The sequence below is a fragment of the Algoriphagus sp. NBT04N3 genome (genome assembly GCF_019443765.1).
GTDB classification, from domain to species: Bacteria; Bacteroidota; Bacteroidia; order Cytophagales; family Cyclobacteriaceae; genus Algoriphagus; species Algoriphagus ornithinivorans.
In genome coordinates, this window is record NZ_CP048415.1 from 4524287 (window position 1) to 4542817 (window position 18531).

At 41.1% G+C, this 18531-nt stretch carries 15 protein-coding genes; 6 read left to right on the forward strand and 9 right to left on the reverse strand.

The genetic code is table 11. The annotated features are described in order from the left end of the window. Positions 1 to 56: 56 nt before the first annotated feature. Positions 57 to 2231, forward strand: coding sequence for a bifunctional alpha,alpha-trehalose-phosphate synthase (UDP-forming)/trehalose-phosphatase (locus tag GYM62_RS19645; RefSeq protein ID WP_219957652.1), 2175 nt, complete (start codon positions 57 to 59; stop codon positions 2229 to 2231). A 1091-nt stretch (positions 2232 to 3322) separates the two neighbouring features. Here GYM62_RS19645 and GYM62_RS19650 read toward each other — a convergent pair. The 9 genes from GYM62_RS19650 to GYM62_RS19690 all read right to left on the reverse strand — a co-directional run bounded on the left by GYM62_RS19650 (position 3323) and on the right by GYM62_RS19690 (position 11109). Continuing rightward, a complete protein-coding gene (locus GYM62_RS19650; RefSeq protein WP_219957653.1) occupies positions 3323 to 4177 on the reverse strand; it encodes an N-acetylmuramoyl-L-alanine amidase in 855 nt (284 codons plus the stop codon). Positions 4178 to 4978: 801 nt separating this feature from the next. Continuing rightward, complete coding sequence (locus GYM62_RS19655) at positions 4979 to 6760, reverse strand: glycoside hydrolase family 15 protein (protein ID WP_091651359.1); 1782 nt, start codon at positions 6758 to 6760, stop codon at positions 4979 to 4981. Positions 6761 to 6988: 228 nt separating this feature from the next. After that, positions 6989 to 7276, reverse strand: a complete 288-nt coding sequence (locus GYM62_RS19660; protein WP_219957654.1) for a hypothetical protein — start codon at positions 7274 to 7276, stop codon at positions 6989 to 6991. A gap of 227 nt (positions 7277 to 7503) precedes the next feature. Further along, positions 7504 to 8631 carry a 6-bladed beta-propeller gene (locus tag GYM62_RS19665; protein ID WP_219957655.1) on the reverse strand — a complete coding sequence of 376 codons (1128 nt, stop codon included), beginning with the start codon at positions 8629 to 8631 and terminating at the stop codon, positions 7504 to 7506. A 62-nt stretch (positions 8632 to 8693) separates the two neighbouring features. Continuing rightward, the gene (locus tag GYM62_RS19670; RefSeq protein WP_219957656.1) at positions 8694 to 8897 is read right to left on the reverse strand and encodes a hypothetical protein; all 204 of its coding nucleotides are present in this window, start codon (positions 8895 to 8897) and stop codon (positions 8694 to 8696) included. Between the two features lie 183 nt (positions 8898 to 9080). Then, positions 9081 to 9647 carry a nicotinate (nicotinamide) nucleotide adenylyltransferase gene (gene nadD, locus GYM62_RS19675; protein ID WP_091651348.1) on the reverse strand — a complete coding sequence of 189 codons (567 nt, stop codon included), beginning with the start codon at positions 9645 to 9647 and terminating at the stop codon, positions 9081 to 9083. Between the two features lie 3 nt (positions 9648 to 9650). Then, the gene (gene gmk / locus GYM62_RS19680) at positions 9651 to 10223 is read right to left on the reverse strand and encodes a guanylate kinase (protein ID WP_091651345.1); all 573 of its coding nucleotides are present in this window, start codon (positions 10221 to 10223) and stop codon (positions 9651 to 9653) included. A 6-nt stretch (positions 10224 to 10229) separates the two neighbouring features. Then, complete coding sequence (locus tag GYM62_RS19685) at positions 10230 to 10502, reverse strand: mycothiol system anti-sigma-R factor (protein ID WP_091651343.1); 273 nt, start codon at positions 10500 to 10502, stop codon at positions 10230 to 10232. Positions 10503 to 10515: 13 nt separating this feature from the next. Next, the gene (locus GYM62_RS19690) at positions 10516 to 11109 is read right to left on the reverse strand and encodes a sigma-70 family RNA polymerase sigma factor (RefSeq protein ID WP_091651340.1); all 594 of its coding nucleotides are present in this window, start codon (positions 11107 to 11109) and stop codon (positions 10516 to 10518) included. 117 nt (positions 11110 to 11226) lie between these two features. Here GYM62_RS19690 and GYM62_RS19695 point away from each other — a divergent pair, with 117 nt between their 5' ends. From GYM62_RS19695 to GYM62_RS19715, 5 genes are all read left to right on the forward strand, one after another. Beyond that, positions 11227 to 12063 (forward strand): lysophospholipid acyltransferase family protein, encoded by an 837-nt coding sequence (locus GYM62_RS19695; RefSeq protein WP_219957657.1) that lies wholly within the window; start codon positions 11227 to 11229, stop codon positions 12061 to 12063. A gap of 109 nt (positions 12064 to 12172) precedes the next feature. After that, entirely contained in the window at positions 12173 to 14446 is a 2274-nt protein-coding gene (locus GYM62_RS19700) for an ATP-dependent helicase (protein WP_219957658.1), read from the forward strand. Positions 14447 to 14691: 245 nt separating this feature from the next. Next, the gene (locus GYM62_RS19705; RefSeq protein WP_091651332.1) at positions 14692 to 15321 is read left to right on the forward strand and encodes a DUF4290 domain-containing protein; all 630 of its coding nucleotides are present in this window, start codon (positions 14692 to 14694) and stop codon (positions 15319 to 15321) included. Continuing rightward, a complete protein-coding gene (gene murA / locus GYM62_RS19710) occupies positions 15322 to 16626 on the forward strand; it encodes a UDP-N-acetylglucosamine 1-carboxyvinyltransferase (protein ID WP_219957659.1) in 1305 nt (434 codons plus the stop codon). A 154-nt stretch (positions 16627 to 16780) separates the two neighbouring features. Then, positions 16781 to 18499: an IlvD/Edd family dehydratase gene (locus GYM62_RS19715; RefSeq protein ID WP_219957660.1), complete on the forward strand. Its 1719-nt coding sequence runs from the start codon at positions 16781 to 16783 to the stop codon at positions 18497 to 18499. Positions 18500 to 18531 lie beyond the last annotated feature (32 nt).

Sequence of the window (18531 nt, forward strand, 5' to 3'; positions counted from 1 at the left end):
GCTATCACCTTTTTGTTAAGGATTTATTCCTTTCATGTTTTTAACCTAAACCTACCATGGCAAAAACCATCATTGTATCCAATAGACTACCTATTTCCCTGCGTCATAGAAATGGACGCTTCGAATTCAAACCTTCAGCCGGAGGATTAGCTACCGGCCTGGGATCCATTTATAAATCAGGAGAAAACATCTGGATTGGTTGGCCGGGAAATACCGTGGATGATCCCGAACAGCGAGCTGAAATCATTCTAGAGCTTCATGATTTGAAAATGGCACCGGTTTTCCTTTCGAAGGAAGATGTGGAGCAGTTTTATGAAGGCTTTAGCAACGAAACCCTCTGGCCTGCATTTCACTATTTTACCCAGTACATGGTGTATAATGCAGAGCATTGGGAAGCATATAAAAGGGTCAATGAAAAATTTTGCGAAGCAATACTTAAAAAAGCTGATCCAGATGATACCATTTGGGTGCATGATTATCAGCTTTTGCTCTTACCGAAAATGCTGAGAGAGGTTTTGCCTAACGCAACTATTGCATTTTTTCAGCACATTCCATTTCCTTCTTATGAAATCATCCGAATGATCCCTTGGAGAAGAGAATTGCTCGAGGGCGTCTGTGGAGCAGATTTGATAGGTTTCCATACATATGATGATATGCGCCACTTCCTGAGTGCGGTGGGTAGAATCACAGGGATGTCCAGCGAAAGCGGCTATATCCAGGCAGAAAATCGCATTATCAATGTAGACTCTTTCCCGATGGGGATTGATTATGACAAATTTGCGAAGCAGGCTAAAAGCAAAAAAACGCAGAATATTGTCAAGGAATTTAGAAAGCAAGTGGCTGATCAGAAGCTGATCATCACCATTGATAGATTGGATTATTCCAAAGGAATTCCTCAGCGCCTGGAAGCATTCAATAAATTGCTGAAAGACCATAAGGAGCTGCATGGCAAAGTCTCGATGATCATGATTGTGGTGCCGAGCAGAGACAAAGTTCAGTCATACAAAGAGCTGAAAGAAGAGATTGATTTGTTGGTTGGGCGGATGAATTCTGATTACTCCACCTTGAATTGGGTACCAGTTCATTACTTCTACAGAGGATTCCCATTTGAGGAATTGAGTGCATTCTACAGCATGTCTGATATTGCTTTGGTGACTCCATTGAGAGATGGAATGAATCTGGTTTGTAAGGAGTTCGTAGCAAGCAAAACTGATCAAACCGGGGTGCTTATTTTGTCAGAAATGGCGGGAGCATCCAAGGAGTTACAGGATGCAGTTTTAGTCAACCCTAATGATCAACAGGGAGTGGTAGATGCCATTTATGAAGCATTGACCATGAAGCCTGCAGAGCAAAAGGCCCGTATCTCATCTATGCAGGAAAGCCTCAAAAAGTATGATATTTTTCAGTGGGTTAAAGTGTTCATGGATAGAATCGAACATGTCAAGCAAAAGCAAGCTGAATTGACGTCTAAGGACGTTGATACCAAAGTCATTACAGAAATTCAGAAAAGCTTCAAAGAGGCTAAAAAGCCTGTTTTATTCCTAGATTACGACGGTACCTTAACTGGCTTTGTAGCTAATCCTCAGGATGCCAAACCAGATGCTGAATTAAAAGCTATTGTGAAAGGATTGAGCCAAAAAGCACAGGTGGTAATTATCTCTGGAAGAGATAAAGACACTTTGGGAACTTGGTTCAAAGGCTTTCATGTGGACATGATTGCGGAGCATGGCGTATGGGTGAAGCATAAAGAGAATAAAGGTGACTGGGAGCTTTATGCCGATGTGGATGATTCCTGGAAAGAGGACATCCGCTCTGTGATGGAATATTATGTTTTGCGAACTCCCGGAGCTTTCATAGAAGAGAAACATCATTCCCTCGTATGGCATTACAGAAAGGTAGAAAGTGGCTTGGGAGATCTGCGAATGAGAGAGCTGTTTAGTCATTTGAAATATATGGCCAGAGGACATAATTTACAGGTCTTAGAAGGAAATATGGTCTTGGAGATCAAACGTCCTGATATCAATAAGGGTCGAGCTGCTACTGCCATGATGAAGGGCAATGAATATGACTTTATCTTGGCTATCGGTGATGATTGGACGGATGAGGACACATTCAAGGCAATGCCAAAAAATGCCTATTCCATCAGAGTCGGTTATGCATATACCCAAGCTAATTATAATATCAAGTCCTTTAGACAAGTGAGGAATCTCTTGGGTAAATTGATTCAGTGAAATACTATTCGCGAAATAAATTCTCCCGCAAAGGCGCAGCGACGCAAAGGAAATTATTGATTTAAACAAAAATCAGCTTTGGACCTCTGGCCAGATCTGTGATAATCTGTTTTTTTTTCTGCGCTGATCTGCGGGAAAAAATCTCTCGCCAAGAGGCCAAGTCGCAAAGATTTATTTCAAGTTCTAACTTTGATAAGACCGCTTCGTTCCTCGCGGTGACGGCATTATTTATGACTCGCAATAGTTCCAAACAGCCTACTGCCTACTGCTTCTGCCTACTGTTCTTCTCCTCTTCCATTCTTTGCAGGAAAAAATCTCCCGCCAAGAGGCAAAGGCGCAAAGATATATTGGTGAGAGAAATAAATCCCGTAGGGATTCAAGCTAGGTAGTAAAATGTAAAGAAGGCTTCCTCCATGCCGTAGGTATGGAAGAATTTGAAAGTTCTGTCTCAGAAATAAAGAAATAAATCGAAATACGCTACGCGAAATAGAGTCGGCTTCGCTTCCTGAAATAAGCGCTTGCTTTCAATTTCAAACTTTGCTTCTTCCATTCTTTGCGGGATTAATTTCTCCCGCCAAGAGGAAAAGGCGCAAAGATTTATTTGTGAGTAAGATAAATCCCGTTGGGATTTAAGCTTGGTAGCAAAATGAAAAGAGGATCCCCTCCATGCCGTAGGTATGGAAGAATTTGAAAGTACTGGCTTAGAAATAAAGAAATAAATCGAAATACGCTTCGCGAAATAAAGTCGGATTCGCCTCCTGAAATAAATTCTCTCGCAAAGAGGCAAAGTCGCAAAGATTTATTTCAAGTTCTAACTTTAATGAGACCGCTTCGTTCCTCGCGGTGACGCCACTATTTATGGCTGTCAAGAGTTCCAAACTGCCTACTACCTACTGCATCTTTCTACTGCTTTTTGCTTCTTCCATTCTTTGCGGGATTAATTTTTCCCGCCAAGAGGCCAAGGCGCAAAGATTTATTTCAAGCCGACACTTTGATGAGACCGCTTCGTTCCTCGCGGTGACGCCACTATTTATAATTTAATTGCAAACTGCCTACTGCTTCTGCCTACTTCTCTTTGCGGGAGTCTTAACTTACCTATACTTCAAATACAAATCATAGATAATCAGCTTATCCAAATGGCTTAATTCCGGACTATTGATATTCTCCTTGGTAAAGTGAATTTTAAATGATTGAATAGCAGCCTGAGGATTACTTATATCATATCCTATAATTCTCAAAGCATCCAAAGCATTGAAGTTTTCAGGAAGCTTCCCTTCATATTCAGGTTGTAGTAATTTTTCATCATACCAATAGCCAAATCCAGCCTCAGCCAATCTTTTCCATGGGAAATAAACACTGGGATCAACTTTCCTCCCCGGTGCCAAATCCGCATGACCAATAAAATTGGCGGTGGGTATGTTATATTTTTCTTTCAGTGACTTCAGGACTTTGATTAGGCTTTCGATTTGCTCCTCAGGAAAAAATTCCGAACCATTATTATCCAACTCGATTCCTATAGAGGATGAGTTCAAATCTGTATCATTTCCCCATCTCCCTCTTCCTGCATGCCAGGATCGTAAATAATCATTGAGCATTTGCACCACTGTTCCATCTCTTCCTATCACATAGTGACTACTCACCTGCGTTCGGGTAAGGGTAAAAGTTTTAATGGTTTGAGCTAAAGAATCCTGCGCGGTATGATGGATTACCACAAAGTTTGGCCTGCGAATGCTAAAATTGGTGGTGCCTACCCACTGATCATTTAAGACTGTTGTATCTCCGGGGGATTTGATTTTAGTTTTAGGAACCTCCAATAAAACCGAAGTGGCTTCTTTTACCTGTTTTTGGTGGGCCTTATTGTTTTGATGATAAATATCCCTGTTGCATGAAAGCAAGGTTAGGTTAGAAAAAATCAACAAGACTAAATAAAGGCGTTTGGAAAGCATAGTTCAAATTTTTCACGAATCTACAAGATAGAAATGCTAGCTGCTAGAATATTTTGAGAGATGGTTGGGTTCTTTCATGGGAAATGTCTCCCGCCAAGAGGCAAAGGCACAAAGATTTATTTCAAGTCCTAACTTTGATGAGACCGCTTCGTTCCTCGCGGTGACGGCATTATTTATGACTCGCAATAGTTCCAAACAGCCTACTGCCTACTGCTTCTGCCTACTGTTCTTCGCCTCTTCCATTCTTTGCGGGAAATAAAATCTCCCGCCAAGAGGCAAAGGCGCGAAGATTTATTTCAAGTTCTAACATTGATGAGACCGCTTCGTTCCTCGCGGTGACGGCATTATTAATGACTCGCAAGAGTTCCAAACTGCCTACTGCCTACTGCTTCTGCCTACTGTTCTTCGCCTCTTCCATTCTTTGCAAGAAAAAATCTCCCGCCAAGAGGCAAATGCGCAAAGATTTATTTCAAGTTCTAACTTTGATGAGACCGCTTCGTTCCTCGCGGAGACGCCTCTATTTATGACTCACGAGAGTTCCAAACTACCTACAGCCAACTGCCTACTGCATCTGCCTACTGTTCTTCGCCTCTTCTAATCTTTGCGGGAAATAAAACCTCCCGCCAAGAGGCAAAGTCGCAAAGATTTATTTCAAGTTCTAACTTTGATGAGACCGCTTCGTTCCTCGCGGTGACGGCATTATTTATGACTCGCAAGAGTTCCAAACAGCCTACTGCCTACTGCTTCTGCCTACTGCCTACTGCCTCTGCCTACTATTCTTCTAGGGAGAAAAAATAAGTATTACAGAAAATTCGGCATATCCAATCTCTTTCCTATCCTAAAGGCCGCATTCATCAAACCCACATGGGAATAAGCCTGCGGGAAGTTCCCCCATTGGCTTCCTGTAGCCTGATCCACATCCTCCGAAAAGAGATTCAAATGATTGCAATACTTGGTCAAAGTTTCAAATCCCTGAATGGCCTCATCCAATCTATTCACACAAGCCAATGCTTCGATATACCAAAATGCACAGATCAAAAACGTGGTTTCAGGCACACCAAAATCATCCATGTGCTTATAGCGATAGAAAAGAAAATCCTTTGCCAACAATTCCTTCTCCAATTGCTTCAAGTGATTGTTTGCCCGCTCCAGATCGTCTCCGAAATAACCCATGGTAATTAATTGCAGAGTCGAGGCATCCATATGTTGGGCTCCTATTGCCTGAGCGTAAGCTTTTTTATCAGGTAAATAACAGGCCTCAATCTTTTTCACTGCCTCTTCCCGAAGTGCGATCGCTTTTTGATACATCGCTTCATTCTTCATTCGGATACCGATTTTTGCGGCAGCACAGGCGCCTGCCCAGTGAAATAAAAAGGTATAACAATGCTCTTGAGCCAGATTCCTGAATTCCCATAATCCTGCATCTTTCTCATGCATAGTGGCCTCAATCTTATCCAAAAGATTCATAATCATGGGCTCAGAGTGACTCCGCTCAGACTCTGTAAATCTATGATCAGAGTATAGGGGAAGCAAAGAAACCAAAACCTGTCCATATAGATCATTCTGAATATGGGTATAGGCTTGATTACCAAATCTTACTGGCTTGTTGCCTAAGTATCCATCCAAATCAGATATTTCCTCAACCAACAATCCATGACCCGAAATGGAGTACAGTGGCTGATATCTTCCTTCAGGCCCAACAGGTAGATTTTGGATATATTCAAAATACTTTTCTAACTCTTCAAAGTGTCCCAAACTGTTGAAACAGGTCAGGGTATAATAGGTATCACGAATCCAGCAATAGCGGTAATCCCAGTTTCTGGTAGAACCGGGGGATTCAGGTAATGAAGTGGTTGAAGCTGCGATAATCGCTCCGGTATCTTCAAATTGGTGAATTTTCAGAATCAACGCGGATCTCAAAACCAGTCTTTGGTGAAAATTGGGGATGCTGGTAGATTTGACCCAAGCTTGCCAGTACTCACGGGTGGATTGCAAGAATCGCTCTGAGGTAGATTCTATTGGTGCTTCTAATGGTCTTCCGTAGGTAAGAACCAGGTAAACGGGTCTCTGGAGAGCAAAGGACTTTTTTTCGCAGACATAAGTCAGGGGAGCATTGGTGGTGAGTCTCAACTCCTGATCAATTCCCATGTATCTGATATGATTGCTGCCTTGACTTGGAGTAAGCTGAATCTGACCCCGCTCAGTTACAGGCTGACACTCGATTCTTATCTTTGGTGATCCAGAAATAGGCTCCACCTTACGAATCAGCATCAGAGGCTTATAATATCTATCATAGTTTTTGAAGCGCGGTGCAAAGTCCGTTACCTTATAGCTATCACTTCCATTTCTTACAATCGTTTCGAGAATGTTGGTGTTCTCCACATAAGTTTGTGTGGAAGTATAATCTCCGGATTCTGGCAGTACGGTAAATTTCCCGCCTTTTTTTCGGTCCAGCATTCCACCAAAAATAAAATCCGAATCAAATCGGGGCATGCAAAGCCAGGAAATATTGGTGTCTTTTTCGATATGGGCGATATAGGCACAGTTACCGATCAGGCCGGAGTCATAGGTATGTTTGCTCATAAGGTCTTAACTAAGGTTTGAAAAAAATAGTGCGGCTAATGGGTCATTAGCAAATAAGTAAAAAAGGGGATAGGATGCAAAAAAGGCTCTTCTTTATTCCACTCGTAAAGAAAATGTAATTATTTAGGCTAAAGGAGTTGTTTGAATTATAACAGATTGAGCTTTAAGCCATTTCAAAATCCTCCTTCTTCAGTTTTCTTTATACTAAACGTAACTTTTATATATAATTTAATTGATTGAAAGAAATTGCTTGACCTGTTTATCGAATAATTCCGGAACTCCAGGTTCCGCCGATTCCACAACTTTCTGGTCATCTACTAAATAAATTTGGATATCATTCAACTCATACGGGAAAAACTGCAGGTTATTGAGGTCAAAGAAAGTGTTTTCTTCATCATAAAGGACTGCAAAGGGAACTTCATGTTTTAGCAGAAATTCTTCTAAAAATGTTTGATCAAGCCCTTTGCTCACATTTTTTCCTCCAAATACATATATGACATTTAAGTCTGGGTACAATGAGGGAATTTTCTTGAAGGTTTTAAGGGTCATTTGAAAATATGTAAGTGAACGTGTATTGTTCATCCCAAAGTACGCAACTAGTTTTTTTTGGCAATGTAAGCAAGGTTTAATTTGTCCCTCTCCGGTATTGACCAATTCAAGATTTTCATGAAACCTTAATTCTGAGACCGTCTTTTTTTGACAAGAGACTATCAGAATTATAAGAAAGGAAAAAAGAATTTTATTCATATCGAGGATGGAACTTTTACTTTGAACATAACTGGATAGTCATACTTTCCCTCCATTAATTTATTTTTCAATGTATCGGGGATGGTTTTTCCGAGTTTATCAACCACTGTAGAGTGACTAGAAAAAAATGTGATTTGGTTATCAGAAATATGAATAGGCTCATTAAAAGGGTCGCCTTCCAAAGCTGTACTTTCTAGAATTTGGGTATTCCTTGTTAACTTATTGACGATTGCCAGCTTTTTAAATGACCCTCCTTTTTTTTGAATATGTATGTTGAAAAGTATATAATCTCTAGTTTCAAAAGCAGCTTTATAAATTGCAAAGCCCTTTTCTGATATGTTTTTCAGACTTTCCAAAACGCTGATATTCCAAAAATCTGATGGTAATGAGTATTTGCCAAAATGCATTTTGGACAATGGCTTTAACTGAAAATTTTCTACTTTATAAATAGTATCATTGAATATTTCTGAATACAGAATACTATTTTCGGATTCATAGAAGTTCCTTTCAGCCGTTGGAATCATTTCATTTTGATAATTATTTGGTAAAAATGAATCTATTTTCTTTCCGGTAGAATCAGTTAAAATAACTCTCTCTGTAACATAGGGGAGATTATGTCCTCCTGAAAATAAATAGTTTCCAGATCCCAAAACTGTAAAGGAACTTGCCAAATAATCGATGTCAAATTCTTTTGTTAAATTCCCAGTGATAGAATGCCTATACAGGAAAGATTGATCTCCAATTGAAGATAGAATAAGAATATCTCCATTTTCAACTATTTGAAAATCCTGCATGCCAAGAACTTGATCTGGACCTTCACCTACAGAAACGGCAGAACCTAAATATTTCCCTTCTAGAGAAAATCGGTGGATCGCATCTCTCATCCCAAGATCCATGATGTAGTAAGAATCTTGAGTCTTTCTTACTCTAACATCTAAAGTCATTAAATTTTCTGAAGTTGTTTCCAGAGGGATAATTTCAAGTATTTCAAAATACTCCTGACTGATAACTTTTGAATTTTCAAGATCAATCGATATCAAACGGGGATCTGAATTAATGGGGCTTTCTTGCGAGCATGCCCAATTAGTCCCTATCAAAAAAAGAATTACATATATTTTATTCATGATGTAGTTATTTGAAAAAGTTCGGGAGCTATTTACTCCCGAATAAGCATTTTTGAACTTAGTTAAGTGATTGCATCACATTTATAACAGTGCGCATAAACTTTAGAACATAAATTCCCTGTTGCATAATTTTCACAATTGTATGCTTCAAGCTCTCCTGCACACCAGTACATTCTCTGATAGCATCTGGCAGCTTCTGCGTTGGTACTAAAACCCGAAAACGCCATAGCCCCCAAAAAGGCTATTCCAAATAATACTTTTTTCATTTTGTTAAAAGTTAGAATTACTAAAAAGTTTTTGGCCCAAAAACGACTTCAACTCTGAAGCTGTAACTAATCTATTGTAGTAGTTGTATTTATCAAAACCAAACAATTAAAAAAAAAATCTAAAATTTACGTAGAAGGCATTTTTTTTTTTTTTTGATCGGTAGCCTGATTGGCCAAGGTTTGCTAAAAGTATAGTTTTTTAGCCTGAATATACTCTTCCACTTGTCTGGGCAAGAGGTATTTGACGGAATGTCCGGATTGAATAGAATCTCGGATAAAAGTCGCCGAGATATCCAGTAAAGGGGCGTCTACTTCCTGTACAGAAGGGTGAGTGAAATCTGTTTTTTCACCTGGACGGGGATAGACATAGACTTGGTAATGCTCCAAAATCTGTTCATAGTTTTTCCATTTGCGGAGCTGTTTCAGATTATCTGAGCCTAAAAAAATACTGAAATTATGCTGTGGATACTGCTCACTGAGATAGGTCAAGGTATCTATTGTATAGCTGGGTCTCGGCATGTGAAACTCCACATCACTGGCCCTGAAATGAAAATTATCCTCGATTGCCAATTCAACCATGCGAAGCCGATCAAACTCATGGATGAGTGACTTTCTTTTTTTCAGGGGATTTTGGGGACTGACCACAAACCATACTTCATCTAAGTCGGTCCGATCGTAGATGGTATTGGCAATAATGAGATGACCGATGTGAATAGGATTGAAGCTACCGAAGAAGAGTCCGATATTCACGGCTTAAGAGGCTATAAATTCCCTGACCAATTGCTCTGCTTCTTGAGAGGATCTCTCAAAATCGTCATTAAGGATGCTGACGTCAAACTGAGGCTCAAATTTCATTTCAAATTCTGCTTTGAAAACTCTGCGGGAAAGAGATTCCTCCGTTTCCGTGCCTCTCTCATTCAGCCTTGACTTCAACACTTCAATGGAAGGGACTTTGACAAAAATAGCCAATGCCTGATCGCCGAAGTATTTTTTCAATGCCAATCCTCCTTTGACATCCACGTCAAAAATCACCGCCTTGCCGGAATCCCAGATGCGCTGAATTTCTTCTTTGAGCGTGCCATAAAAGTTTCCGGCATAGACTTCCTCCCATTCAATGAAGGCTCCTTCATCTATTTTTTTAATGAATTCTTCTTGGGTTAAAAAATAGTAATCTTTCCCATGAACTTCATGTCTGCCTCTTCTGTCTCTGGTGCAGGCAGAAATCGAAAATCCCAGATTGGGCACATGCTGGATCAGGTGCTTGACGAGCGAGGTTTTACCGGATCCTGAGGGTGCCGAAAAAATAATTGCTTTACCTTGAGTCATCCGGATTTATTTCACTTCCTGAATTTTTTCACGGATGCTTTTCGCCAATTCATTGGGGACAGCCTGTTTGGTGCACTTGTTTTTTAGCACTTCTCTGATGGCTTGCTCCAGGTGAAAATGCTCAAAACAAGGTTGGCACTTCGCCAATTTTTCCTTGAGCACTTCCTTGCCCGGATCGCCCATTTCTCCGTCTAAAATACTTTCCAGCAGCTCAAAGCACTTGTTTACATCGCTGCATTCCATTTTCCGCTGCCCGGATGATTCTTGATTCATTTCCATGCGTATTCGATAATTATTCCTCCTCGTCCGTATTGTATCCCATATGCTGGGCATACCCTTTTAATTTTTCTTTCAGCAAATTTCTGGCTCTGTGAAGCCTTGATCGGACTGTTCCGATTGGAATATCCAAGATCTTGGCCATTTCCTCGTAAGTAAATCCTTCCAGGTCACACAAGATAATGACCGTTCTGAAATCTACCGCCAAACTGTTCAAAGCATTGGAAATCTCATCTCCCAACATGTCTTTGACAGATTCTGCACGGAGATCAGTGGTTCCTTGAAAGTCAACATCATCTGAGTTGTAATAAGTTTCAACTTCCTGATAATCTACTTTAGCAGGTTGCTTGCTCTTCTTACGATACTCGTTGATGAAACTGTTTTTCAGGATGCGAAACAGCCATGCTTTGGCATTGGTTCCCTGCTCAAACGAATTGATGAAACGATAGGCCTTCAGATAGGTGTCTTGCACCAAGTCTTTGGCATCATCCTCATCAAAGGTGAGTCGGTAGGCAAAGTTGTACATAGAGTCTATGTGAGGCATAAACTCCCCATCAAAGATGGAATTTTTCTCTTCCTGAGAATATTTTCTGCGCTGTACTTCCGACATAAGATTCAAAAGTAATGATCTGGTTAAATTATAACTAGGAATCGGGAAGTTTTCCCCGCTTTTCCTTTATTTTGTTGCTACGAAAAGGCCTTATTGCCTCTAATCCTCCGATTTACTATGTTTTTCTTTCGGTTGCTGTCCCGACTTCCGCTACCCATACTTTATCTGCTCACGGATTTTCTTTACCTGATTGCCAGGTTTGTAATTCGGTATAGAAAGAAGGTCATAGATGAGAATCTCATGCATGCTTTTCCCGAGCTATCAGATAGGGAGCGAAAAAAGGTCCGAAACCGATTTTACAGGAATTTTACTGACACATTTGCCGAAACGATCAAAATACTGACAATATCGGAGGCAGAATTCAGACAAAGGTTCCTGATAGTCAATCAACCGGATCTGGACAAACCTGTTCAAAATGAGGTGAGTTCACTAATGATGGCAGGCCACATCTTCAATTGGGAAATGGGGGTAGTAGGTACAAATTTGTATTCCCAAGTACCGGTTGAGACAGTGTATCTCAAGGTCAACAATCCCTTTTTCAACGAACTGATGAAAAAAATCCGGACAAGATTTGGCGGATATGTGACCGAAAAAAAGGAGTTTAGAAGAGGGATGCTTACCTTGGGAAAAGATCCGAGGATCGTTCTTTTGGGTTCTGATCAGCGTCCTCCCTCATCAGAAAATCGCTATCAGCGGGAGTTTATGAACAGGCCGGCAGTGTTTTTTGAAGGAGCAGAGTTTCTCTCAAAAAAAATGAACTTACATGTTCACTACGGTAAAATGACCAAGGTTAAAAGAGGACATTATCGCTATGAATATATACCTCTAGCGCAACCTCCTTATGAGGGGCATGCTCCGCACTCCATCACGGATAAGTTTTGTGAAATGCTGGAGCAAAATATCCGGGAGCAGCCGGACATGTATCTTTGGAGCCATAAGCGCTGGAAGATATAAGTTAATCGTTGGAAAGGGTGTAAGATTTGAAAATAAGGCTGAGATGAGAGTTTGGCCTTAGGTTTTTAATTGCCCGCGTCAATCGTAAATCGTATTTCGTATTTCAAAAATGGATTATCTCAAAGAACTTAACCCCCCGCAGCGGGAAGCAGTAGAACATACAGAAGGGCCGGTAATGATTATTGCGGGCGCAGGATCTGGAAAGACCCGGGTTTTGACCTATCGGATCGCTCACCTCATTTATGCAAGAGGTATAGATCCTTTTCAGATTTTATCGCTCACCTTCACCAATAAGGCGGCGGCAGAAATGAAGCACAGGATTGAGTCTTTGGTAGGTCTGGATGCGCGCAATACCTGGATGGGGACTTTTCACTCTGTTTTCGCTAAGATTTTGAGAGTTGAATCCGAAAAAATAGGCTATCCTTCCAATTTCACGATTTATGACACAGATGACTCGAAGTCTTTGATCCGTACCATCGTCAAAGAAATGCGATTGGATGATAAAGTCTACAAACCAGGAGTGGTGCTTTCCCGAATTTCCGGGGCCAAAAACCGATTGATTTCCTGGCAGGCCTATCAAGCTGATCCTTTTGTCAAAGCGGATGATGAGGCAGCCATGAAACCCAAAATGGGAGATATTTATCAGCGCTATCAAGATCGACTTTTTAAAGCGGGAGCTATGGATTTTGATGATTTACTATTTAATACCAATGTGCTTTTCAGAGATCACATTGATGTATTGAACAAATACCAGCAGCGCTTCAAATATGTCATGGTGGATGAGTTTCAGGATACTAACCTTTCTCAATACCTGATTACCAAAAAGCTGGCTGCAGTTCATCAAAATATCTGTGTGGTAGGAGATGATGCCCAAAGTATTTATGCTTTTCGCGGAGCGGATATCCAGAATATTCTCAATTTCGAAAAGGACTATCCAGATCTGATGGTGGTCAAACTGGAGCAGAATTACAGATCTACCAAGACTATCGTGGAGGCGGCTAACTCCATCATTGATAAAAATAAAGCACAACTGAAAAAGACCGTTTGGACTTCCAACCCTGACGGAGATCTGATCGAGCTGATCAAGGCAACTTCAGATAATGAAGAGGGGCGAATAGTTGCGACCACAATTTTCGAAGAAAAAAATAACAAAAAGCTTAATAACAGCGACTTTGCCATTCTTTACAGGACTAACTCTCAGTCTAGAGCTATAGAAGAAGCCCTGAGAAAGATGAATCTGACCTATAAGATTGTAGGAGGACTTTCATTCTATCAGCGTAAAGAAATCAAAGACTTGATGGCTTATATGCGATTTACCGTTAATCCGGTAGACGAAGAGGCCTTTAAGCGCATCATCAATTACCCCAAAAGAGGAATTGGAGATACCTCTCTGGAGAAAATTTTGGTTGCTGCCTACGATCATGATATGCCTTTGTGGGATGTGGTTCAAAATGCTCAAAATTTTTTACCCGGTCGAGCAGGAAGCTCGGTGGATGATTTTGCTACCATGATCAAAGCTTTTCAGATTGAAGTGGAGCGGAAAGACGCCTATGAAGCAGCTAATTCCATTGCGAAGCAGAGCGGTCTATTGAGAGAACTGTATGAGGATAAAACCATAGAAGGACTCAACAGATATGAAAACGTACAGGAATTGCTCAATGCAATCAAAGAGTACGTGGACAATGAAGAAAATGAGGATAAAAGTCTGGGAGCATTTTTACAGGAAATTGCCCTCTTGACAGACAATGACCGGGACAAGGATACCACCGATGCCATTACCTTGATGACCATTCACTCCTCCAAAGGCTTGGAGTTTAAGCAGGTTTTTGTGGTAGGAATGGAAGAGGATTTGTTTCCTTCCCAGATGATGATGCAGAGCAGGGAAGACTTGGAAGAGGAGAGAAGGCTGTTCTACGTGGCGACTACCCGGGCGATGGAAAAATTATACCTTACCTATGCTTTGACTCGTTATAGGTTTGGTCGATTGCTGAATTGTGAGCCTAGCAGATTCCTGGAAGAGGTTGATCCAAGCTGTATCAAAGTGAGTAAAAAACTTTCCGCGACCAGAGAGATGCCGGGAGCATTTAGACGGGAGGGTTTACCCGGAAGCAGTGCAGAAAGGCCGGGTTTCATAGGCATTAAGAAAAAGCCGGAGTCCCGAGTACCTGCTCAAATGAAGATTCATACGCCAAGTCCTGACTTCAAACCAAGCAACACCAATAATTTACAGGCGGAACAACTGGTAGAGCATCCGAAGTTTGGTTTTGGAAAGGTTCAAAAGATTGAAGTTGAAGGTCTTAACAGAAAGGCTACGATTCAGTTTGAACATTTTGGAGAGAAGACTTTATTACTTAGCTTTGCGAAGCTCAGAATTATTGACTAATTACCTATCTCTCTGCCTAATGGTGATTTTTTGTTACCTTTTAAGAGAATAAAAAAGAGAGCTAAAAGAGCGAAATAAAAGAAATTACTGATTTTGAAATCAAGCAGAGTTTAATAACCACGGATAGAAGTGGTTTTAAAATTGCAAGACTCTCCAGACATGCGCTATTTGAAGCGGATCATTTGGGGATTGGCCTGAGTCCTTCAAGACGGATTCATAAGCCTCAAAAAGACAAATAAATACAAATGAAAGAATACGGAAAGAACATTCAAGGCTTGGTAGACCATGTCTGCGGCATTGAAGACAGGGAAAAGCGTACGGCAAGTGCCTACACAATTGTGGAAATCATCAAGCAGTTGAATCCCTCATTGAAGCAGGAAAATGACCAGAAGCTTTGGGATGATTTATACATCATGTCAGATTTTAGATTGGACGTAGATGGACCTTTCCCTATGCCTGAAAAGGAGCTCTTAGGCAAAAAACCTTTGCCGGTAGGATATCCAAGAGGAGAAGTGAGATTCAAGCATTATGGCCGAAATATTGAAAAGCTGATTGAAAAGGCCATCGAGATTGAGGATGATGAGGAGCAGGAAACAGCCATTATCTACATCGGTCAGCTAATGAGAAGTTTTCATTCAACCTGGAACAGAGATAATTTCGACGATGGAATTATTTTGGATGATATCAAGACACTTTCCAAAGGAAAACTTCATATCGACCTAGATAAAGTAAAAGAAAACGGACTTTTTGAATCCAATACCAGAAGAGATTTCAAAGTGCCTACACATGAGCAATCCACTTCTAACGGGAAAAATAAACGCGGGAATAATAACCGTAGAAGAAATAACGGAGGACATAAAAAACGCAGAAACTAAATGGCATCTTTTCGAGTAAGAGGAGGAAATCAATTGAAAGGGGAAATCATCCCCCAAGGAGCAAAAAATGAAGCTTTGCAGATACTTTGTGCTGTATTGCTCACCTCTGAGAAAGTTACTATCCACAAAATCCCCGCTATTCGCGATGTCAACAAGCTGATAGAATTGTTGGGAGATATGGGAGTGAAGGTCACCAAATTGGGACCTGAATCCTATTCTTTCAAGGCAGATGATGTCAACTTGGATTACTTAGAAACAGAAGACTTTTTAGCCAAAGCTTCAGCGTTGAGAGGCTCTGTCATGATTTTGGGTCCACTTTTGGCTCGTTTTGGAACGGGAAAACTATCCAAGCCAGGAGGTGATAAAATCGGGCGTAGAAGAATGGATACTCACTTTTATGGTTTCCAAAAATTGGGGGCCAAATTCCATTACGATGCCCAAAATGAGATTTTCCATATTGATGGAAAAAATCTTAAAGGTACCTACATGCTGCTGGATGAAGCATCTGTAACAGGTACAGCCAATATAGTAATGGCTGCGGTGATGGCCGAAGGAAAAACCACGATTTACAATGCCGCTTGTGAGCCATACTTACAGCAATTGTGCGACATGCTCAACCGAATGGGTGCTAAAATCACCGGTGTTGGCTCCAATCTTTTGCATATTGAAGGAGTAGAAAAGCTGGGGGGAACAGAGCATACTATGTTGCCTGACATGATTGAAATTGGCTCATTCATAGGGATGGCAGCCATGACTCAATCTGAAATCACCATCAAAGATTGCCAGATTCACAGATTGGGAATCATTCCGGATACGTTCAAAAGAATGGGAATTCAGATGGAATTCAGAGGGGATGATATCTTTATTCCTGAGCAAAAACATTATGAAATAGAGACATTCATCGACGGCTCTATTTTAACCGTAGCGGATCAAATTTGGCCAGGTTTTACCCCGGATTTGCTTTCTATTGTTTTGGTAACTGCTACCCAAGCCAAAGGAACAGTTTTGGTACATCAAAAGATGTTTGAATCCAGATTGTTCTTTGTGGATAAACTGATAGATATGGGTGCACAGATTATTCTTTGTGATCCACACAGAGCCACCGTGATTGGTTTGGATAGAAAATATCCATTAAAAGGAATCAGAATGACTTCTCCTGATATTCGTGCAGGGGTTGCCTTGTTGATTGCAGCCATGTCGGCAAATGGTACATCTGTGATTGATAATATTGAGCAGATTGATAGAGGATATCAATATATCGACAAACGCTTAAATGCTTTAGGAGCAGATATTGAAAGATTATAGTCTTTCAGCTTTTCCTCAAAATTTTAATCCCGAAGAAATACGCTTCGGGATTTTTTTTGTTCGATTCATACATTTATTACCTCCCGTCCTTTCCTGCAGGGAATTGTTTCCAATTTTTTATATCTTCTGAGAAATTTCTCAACCCAGATAACCTATGTCAAAAAAGAAACTCAGAAGCCAGGAATGGTATGGAAGAACCGGCAAGGACGGTTTTATCTATCGTTCATGGATGAAAAACCAAGGTCTTCCCCATCATCTTTTTGAGGGAGAAAAGCCGGTGATCGGAATTTGTAACACTTGGTCTGAATTTACCCCTTGTAATGCCCATTTTAGAGAATTAGCGGAATCCCTAAAGCAGGGTATTTGGGAGGCCGGAGGTTTCCCTTTGGAATTTCCCGTCATGTCTCTAGGTGAATGTTCCATCAAGCCCACAGCCATGCTTTTTAGAAATCTGGCATCCATGGATGTGGAGGAAAGTATAAGGGCCAACCCCATGGACGGTGTAGTCCTGATGTGTGGTTGTGATAAAACTACCCCCTCTTTGGTAATGGGTGCGGCCTCTGTGGATTTGCCGACTTTGGTGATTTCTGGAGGGCCCATGTTGGTCGGAAGATTTAAAGGCAAAAAGATAGGAACCTCAGATGTCTGGAGGTTTGCAGAAGATTATAAACTGGGGAAGCTTTCTCAGGAAGAATTTATAGAAGCTGAAGCCGCGATGTCCCGTTCCCGAGGGCATTGCGCTCCAATGGGTACCGCATCGACCATGGCAGCCATGGTAGAAGCTTTAGGTTTGGCTTTGCCCGATAATGCTACCATCCCAGCCGCTGATTCCAGAAGAAAAGTCTTGGCCCATATGGCCGGTATTCGGATCGTGGAAATGGTCAAGGAGGATTTAAAAATGAGTAAAGTTTTGACCAGGAAAGCTTTTGAAAATTCTATTATGGTCAATGCAGCTATCGGAGGCTCAACCAACTTTATTCTTCACCTTACAGCGATTGCCAAGCGAATCGGAGTGGATATTGATTTGACTGATTTTGACCATTTTTCTTCCAAAATACCTCTGATCGCTAATGTGCAGCCTTCAGGAGAACATTGGGTGGAGGATCTTTTTTATGCCGGAGGAATGCCAGCGGTCATGAAGGAGATAGAGTCCCATCTACACAAAGACTGTATCACAGTCAACGGGAGGACTATTGGAGAAAATATAGCTTCAGCAGAATGTTATGATAGAAATCTGATTGGTACGTTGACTAATCCGATCAAGCCAGAGTCCGGGATTGCAGTTTTGAAAGGAAATCTCTGTCCAAATGGAGCGGTTATAAAGCCTTCTGCAGCCAGTCCGCATTTATTGGTTCACAAAGGGAAGGCACTGGTTTTTGAAAATATCGACGAATACAAAGCGAGAATTGATAGCCCTGATTTGGAAGTGGATGAAAATACAGTTTTAGTGATGAAAAATGTAGGTCCAAAGGGCTACCCGGGAATGCCGGAAGTGGGTAATATGGGCTTACCAGCTAAGATTTTGGAGAAAGGGATTAAAGATATGGTTCGAATTTCAGATGGCAGAATGAGCGGAACAGGATATGGAACTGTAGTTCTTCATGTTTCGCCCGAGTCGGCCATAGGGGGACCATTAGCACTTGTGCAGACAGGTGATTGGATTGAGTTAAATGTTCCAGCGAGGAGTCTTAACCTCTTGATCAGTGAGGAAGAGTTTGAAAACCGAAGAAAGAATTTTCAGCCTACCCAACTTCCTTATGAGAGAGGTTACGTGAATTTATTTTTGGACAAAGTGAATCAGGCGCATGATGGGGTTGATTTTGATTTTCTGCAGGGGAGTTCAGGTTCTGAGGTAAAAAGAGATTCACATTAATCTGATTTACTATACCCTAAATAAATCTGGGG

Coding starts and splice junctions, on each gene's coding strand:
- GYM62_RS19685 (WP_091651343.1), bottom strand. CDS start 10,502: ATGGAAATGAATCAAGAATCATCCGGGCAGCGGAAAATGGAATGCAGC.
- murA (WP_219957659.1), top strand. CDS start 15,322: ATGGCATCTTTTCGAGTAAGAGGAGGAAATCAATTGAAAGGGGAAATC.
- gmk (WP_091651345.1), bottom strand. CDS start 10,223: ATGACTCAAGGTAAAGCAATTATTTTTTCGGCACCCTCAGGATCCGGT.
- GYM62_RS19655 (WP_091651359.1), bottom strand. CDS start 6,760: ATGAGCAAACATACCTATGACTCCGGCCTGATCGGTAACTGTGCCTAT.
- GYM62_RS19645 (WP_219957652.1), top strand. CDS start 57: ATGGCAAAAACCATCATTGTATCCAATAGACTACCTATTTCCCTGCGT.
- GYM62_RS19700 (WP_219957658.1), top strand. CDS start 12,173: ATGGATTATCTCAAAGAACTTAACCCCCCGCAGCGGGAAGCAGTAGAA.
- GYM62_RS19705 (WP_091651332.1), top strand. CDS start 14,692: ATGAAAGAATACGGAAAGAACATTCAAGGCTTGGTAGACCATGTCTGC.
- GYM62_RS19665 (WP_219957655.1), bottom strand. CDS start 8,631: ATGAATAAAATATATGTAATTCTTTTTTTGATAGGGACTAATTGGGCA.
- GYM62_RS19715 (WP_219957660.1), top strand. CDS start 16,781: ATGTCAAAAAAGAAACTCAGAAGCCAGGAATGGTATGGAAGAACCGGC.
- GYM62_RS19690 (WP_091651340.1), bottom strand. CDS start 11,109: ATGTCGGAAGTACAGCGCAGAAAATATTCTCAGGAAGAGAAAAATTCC.
- GYM62_RS19670 (WP_219957656.1), bottom strand. CDS start 8,897: ATGAAAAAAGTATTATTTGGAATAGCCTTTTTGGGGGCTATGGCGTTT.
- GYM62_RS19695 (WP_219957657.1), top strand. CDS start 11,227: ATGTTTTTCTTTCGGTTGCTGTCCCGACTTCCGCTACCCATACTTTAT.
- GYM62_RS19650 (WP_219957653.1), bottom strand. CDS start 4,177: ATGCTTTCCAAACGCCTTTATTTAGTCTTGTTGATTTTTTCTAACCTA.